The sequence below is a fragment of the Corallococcus terminator genome, from assembly GCF_003611635.1.
Taxonomy (GTDB): Bacteria; Myxococcota; Myxococcia; order Myxococcales; family Myxococcaceae; genus Corallococcus; species Corallococcus terminator.
Map to the genome: position 1 here is coordinate 1 of NZ_RAVZ01000472.1, position 5,742 is coordinate 5,742.

Genomic DNA, 5,742 nt, shown 5'->3' on the forward strand with positions numbered 1-5,742 from the left:
GCCTGTTGCATGCGCAGGCGTTGGAGCTGGGGCATCCGCGCACGGGCCAGCCGCTGCGGGTGGAGGCGGCGGTCCCGGAGGACCTGCGGGCCTTCTTCGTCGCGGCGGGGGTCCCGATTCCCGAGGGTCCCTTCCGGGACGGCGACCCGGTTTGACTCCGAGTCCCAGATTGCCCGGCGCAGGGCGGACAGGACCCCACCGCGTCGCGCATCGTGTGTAGACTGGGGACCTCATGGGTGGCGGGACAAACGGCAAGGGTCCTGGAGCGCCGGAGCCTTCTCTTCGCGGACCGGGATCGGCTCAGCGCGCGGAGGACGTGCACGGCGCGGTGGACGCGGTCTGCCGGGACGCCGCCCGCCTGCTTCGTGAGGGACAGGCAGCCCGGGCGTACTCCGGGCTGGTCGCTGCCAGCCGTTCGCTGACGATGACGCCCAGACTGGCGGCCGCGTTGGTGCGGTGCGCGCTGAAGGCGGGCACGGAGCGCGCCGTCATCACCCTGCTGGACGCGGCGATGGTGACCGAGCGGGGCGCGGTGCGCCGCGAGGTGCGCCGGCAGTTGTCGAGGGTGCTGCGCCGCACGGGCCAGGAGGCGCGCGCCGCGGCCGTGCTCAATGGGCTGCTGATGGATGCGCCCGACGACGCACGGGCCCGGTACGTGCTGGACGTGCTGCGCGAACGGCAGGCGAAGGCGAAGGGCGCGACGTCGCGGCCGACGGCGGAGGAGGACGAGGAGTCCCGGACGAAGACCGTGGAGGTGTCCGCCCTGGCCCTGTCGGATCCGGATCGCGGGAACACCGTGGTGGAAATGCCAACGGTGCCCGTCGAAGCGCAGGGTGCGTCGGCGAGGGCCGCGCGAGCGGACACGGTGCAGGTCCCGCTGGGCGAATGGGCAGGGCTGGGACGGGTGACGGTGCGAGGGCCGGACTTCCCCTGGGAGGATGAGGGGCCGGGCAAGGCGCGCGTGGTGACGCCTCCGCAAGGGGCTCGGATGCCGCCGACGGCGGTGTCCTCGGCTGGGAGCCCGCCTGTCGCTGGAGGCGAGGCGGAGAGGGCGCGCTCGAAGTCGACGGTGGGGGCCCCGACCGGTGGCCAGTCTGTCGCTGGGAGCGATTCCGAGAAGGCGCGCGCGGCGTCGACGGCTCCGGTTGGAGGACCGTTCGCTTCCGTCGTCGAGAGGCCGGGCGTTGTGGCCCCGGAGCCGCCGGAGTTCGAACGCGAGGACGCAGCGCTGTCGTTCCGTTCGACGGATCTTCCGTTCGTGACGGCGGATACCGACCGACGCGTGAGCGAAGCCAAGGTGGAGCGGGAGCCGGCGTCTCCGGTGGTGGTCGGTGCGTCGGTGGCTGTGGCTGGAGTGCCCGCGACCGAGCAGCCTGCTTCGGGTGTCCCGGCAACGGTCCCGTCCGTGGCGTCACGGGATTCCCAGGAGGTGCCGCCAGCGGTGGTTGATGCGAAGGCGGGAACTGGAGATGCGCTGACGCCGGGTGCTCTTCGTTCCCTCAATGCAGGCACGGATCTGTTGTCGAAGTCGCCAGCCCCGCTCGCGGTGGGCTCTCTGCCGATTGCGGCTGACACAGGGAAGTCGACGCTGGAGCAGGCGCCGTCCTCGCAGTCCGATGCAAAGCTCCCGGTGGAGTCTGTCTCCCAGGCATCCGGTGAGAAGTCGGTGTCGCTGAGCGTGTCGTCGCCGGTAGATCCGGTGCACGTGTCGGATGAGGCGCTTGCTGCGGCACTGGGCGTGTCAGCACCTGTGGATGCGCCGCAGGCATCCGATGCGAACGCCGCTGTGGCACCGGGCTCACCGGTGGAGGTGACGCAGGCGCCTGATGAGAAGGCCGCTGTGTCTCTGGGCACGTCGTCATCGGTGGATGCGCGGCAGGCGACCGATGCCAATGCTCCTGTTGTGCTGGGCGCATCGTCATCGGTGGATGCGCGGCAGGCGTCCGACGAGGAACTCGCTGCGGCACTGGGCGTGTCGTCCTCGGTGGAGATCCCGCAGGCGCCCGATGCGAAGGCGGCAGCCGCATCGTTCGGTTCGCCGTCGCTGGATGAGGAGCAGTCGTCCGGCAAGAAGGCTGCGCTAGAGCCAGACACGTCGCCGCCGCTGGAGGTGAAGCAGGCGTCCGATGAAAGCTCCTCCTCCGCCCCGGGCGCGTCATCATCGGTGGAGGCGCAGGCGTCCGATGAGGAACTCGCTGCGGCACTGGGCGTGTCGTCCCCGGTGGAGATGCCGCAGGCGTCCGGCGAGCAGCAGTCCGTCGCGGCATCGAGCGAGTCGTCCCCGGTGGAGGTGACTCAGTCGCGCGGCGAGGAGTCCGTGGTCGCATCGAGCGAGTCGTCCCCGGTGGGGATGACTCCATCGCGCGGCGAGGAGTCTGCGGTCGCATCGAGCGAATCGTCCCCGGTGGAGGTGACTTCGTCGCGCGGAGAGAAGTCCGCAACCGCATCGAGCGAGTCGTCCCCGGTGGAGGTGGTGCAGTCGTCTGTCGAGATGTCCTCCGCCGCATCGGTTGAGTCGTCACCAAGGGCGGTGCCGCAGTCGCCAGGAGAGAAGTCCGCGGAAGCAGCGGGCGAGTCGCCACCGCTGGACGTGGCGTCGGCGCCCGGTGACAAGTCCGCAGGCCCAGGTGTGGCATCGCAAGTCGACAGGGCGCCGCCGCTCGCTGCGGAAACGGCGACATCGAGCGCGCCTTCGACCATCGATGTGACGCAGGCGCAGGATGAGAAGCCCACGGCGGCATCGACTGTCGAGGTGACAGCCCAGGCGCTCAGCGAAAAGGCCGAGGCGTCGGGCGTGTCATCGCGGGTCGATGTGGCGCAAGCCTCCGCTGAAGAGCCCACGCCGCCGAGTGCATTGTCCTTCGAGGCCACGCAGGCTCCCAATAGCCAGGTGGCGGCGGCTCCGGGTGTGTCGCTTCAGGGAGAAGCTTCACAGGAGGTATCGGGCCTTCTGAAGGCAGCGGATGCGCACGCGATGGCGCCATCGCGCCCGGTGCACACGAGCACTCCGCAGTCGGATGCGGAGGTTCCTGCCAGGGATGCTTCCGCGGGACGCAAGCCTGCGCGGGTGATCGACTCCGTGCTGGTTCAGGGTGCTCCTTCGCACGCATTCGATGAGGACGAATCGACGTCGGAGATGCTCCCTCCGCGTCCGCCCGAACCGGTCGTGACCGGTGCGCCTTCGAAGCCGCGTCCGCTCAGCGCGGTGTTGGTGCCCGGCGCTCCGGCGATGGCGTTCGACGAGGAGGAGTCGACCTCGGAGGTCATTCCTCCCGCGAAGGCCGATGCGGAGAAGGACGCGGCCCCGTCGCCCCAGGCGCGCGACGAGAAGTCCCGTGCACAGCCGTCAGCGTCCGCACCTCGGCGGACCACCGTGCTGGTGCCCGCCGCTTCGAATCCCGCTTTCGAAGAGGAGGAATCGACCTCGGAAGTGATTCCTCCTCCAGGAGATGCGGGGCCGTCGCCAGCGTCTACCCGCGACGCCGGCCGCCTTCCTCCCGTGAAGTCCGCTGGGAGTGGCGCCGACGTGGATCCGGGCGGCTCTTCCGCCGTGTCTTCGTCGGAAGAGGGCGCGGAGCTGGCCCGCTCGCAAAGGGAGGAGTCCCAGCTCATCGCACGCCGAGCGTGGCGTGAACTGGCCCAGCTCTACCTCAAGCGTGCCGACCGCGCGAAGGACGCCCCCGCGCGCGCCGAAGCCCTGACGCGGCTCGCGGAGGTGATGGAGAACGAACTCCAGGACTCCGCGGGCGCCGCGCGCATGTACCGGGAGATCGTCGAGCTGACCGGTGAGCGCACTGCCCTGCGTGAACAGGTGCGGCTGTTGTCCATGCGCGAGGACGCGTCGCTCGTGCGCCGTGCACTCGATGACGCGATCAAGCGGGCGCGGACGTCCCGGGCCCGAGCCATCGCCCTGCTGACGCGAGGCGAGCGGCAGTTGAACATGGGCGCTCCCGCGAAGGCGCGCGAGGACCTGGAGGCGGCGGAGGCGCTCGTGCCGGGCCTGCTGCCGGTGCTCGCCGGGCTCGTGCGCTGCGTCTCCGACGAAGAGCGCCCCGCCCATGCCGAGCGCCTGCGCGCCGCCTGTGCCGCCGCGCCTCGCCGTGCTCCGGATCGCCTGGATGCGCTGCGGGTGCTCGCGCAGACGGCCGAGGAGTCGCTGGGAGATCTGCGCATCGCGCAGTGGGCCTGGGCCGAAGTGCTCGCGGAGAGCCCGGACAGCGAGCAGCCTCGGGAGCAACTGCTGGCGCTCGCGCGTCGGCTGGGGGATCTGCCCGCGCTCAGCCAGTTGCTGCACGCGCAGCTCGCGCGCGAACCCCGGGGGCCCGCTGCTCGCAAGGCGCACCTGGAGCGCGTGGCCACGCTGGAGGCCATGGGGGACGCGGGCGCGGCGCTGGCCGAACTCCGCCAGGCGGTGCGCTTCGAGCCAGGGCACAAGGAAGCGTGGCTGTTGCTCGCGGACCGCTGCACCGAACGCGAGCAGATGGGCGAGGCCGCCTGGGCGCTGGAGAACGCGGCCACCGCGACGGAGGACGACGAAGAGCGCCAGCGCATGTGGGAGCGGCTCGCGCTCTTCTGCCGCGAAGTGCTGCACAACACCGAGCGGGCCCGCACCTACGCACGCCGCGCCGAAAGCCTGCGCAAGTCTCGCGAGGCGCGTGTCCGTCCGCCTCCGCCGGAACCTCCGCGTCCCGCGCCAGCTCCCGGTGTGCCGCCGCCCTCGGTGCTCGTGGCACCTCCGGTTCCCACGGGACGCGTCCCCGTCAAGAGCAAGGACCTGTCCGACGAGGTGACGTCCAACACCGACATCGGGTCGCTGGGCGCCGCCGAAGCGTCCTCGCCCGCCGCCGAGAAGCGCCCGGTCCAGGCGAAGGACGGTGCCGCCCGGAAGTCCGCGTCGGCTGGCGCGAACTCATCCTCCCCGAAGTCGGGACGCGGAACACCGGTCGTGGAGGAGGAAGCTCCGTCGGGAAGCCAGGCGCCGGTCGCGGGCACAGGGGGCAAGGGGCGCAAGGCCAGCGCGGTGAAGGCTCCGTCGGGAAGTCCCGCACCGGTTGACGCTGCGGCGGGTGCGCGCAGGCCCGACGCGGTGAAGGCCCCGTCGGGAGGCCACGCAACGGTTGAGGCTGCGGCGGGTGCGCGCAAGGCCAGCGGAGTGAAGGCCCCGTCGGGAAGCCACGCGCCGGTCCCGGACACCTCGTCGAACGCGGAGGCATCGCGCAAGGCCGGCGGAGTAAAGGCCCCGTCGGGAAGCCAGGCACCGGTGGAGGCAGCCACGGCGGCGCGCAGGTCTGGTGCAGGCAAGGCCTCGTCGGAAGGCCCACCCTCGCTCGCGGAGGCCGCACCGGGGCCAAGTACTTCGTCCCCCTCCTCGAAGTCCGTGCGCGGAAGCGCGAAGGCCTCGGGGCAAGCTTCCGACACGGACCTGCCCGCCCGCGGCTCCGCGTCGATGCGGAACGATGAAGCTCCGGGCCTCGCGATCGGTCCCAATCCACGTGCTCCCGCGTCCCCACCCCGGGAGCGGACGACGGCCTTCGGTGCCCCCCTCTCGCTCGATTCCGAGCCCGTGCCCCCGCAGGCCCTGGGCGCGGCTCCCACGCCTTCCGCTGTCTCGCGCAAGGCCGCCGCGTCCGCTCCCGCCTCACGAGACCCGTTCCCCGCGACGCCCAAGGCCCGCGCATCCGCCCCCTCCCGAGCCGACAGCACGCGCCAACCGCCAGCCGCGGCTCCCTCGCATCCCTGGGA

At 71.7% G+C, this 5,742-nt stretch carries 1 protein-coding gene; it reads left to right on the forward strand.

Translation table 11 applies throughout. From position 1 onward, the window contains the following. Positions 1–316: 316 nt before the first annotated feature. The coding region (locus D7V88_RS38300; RefSeq protein ID WP_120545482.1) for a hypothetical protein at positions 317–5,742 on the forward strand (5,426 nt) is incomplete at its 3' end.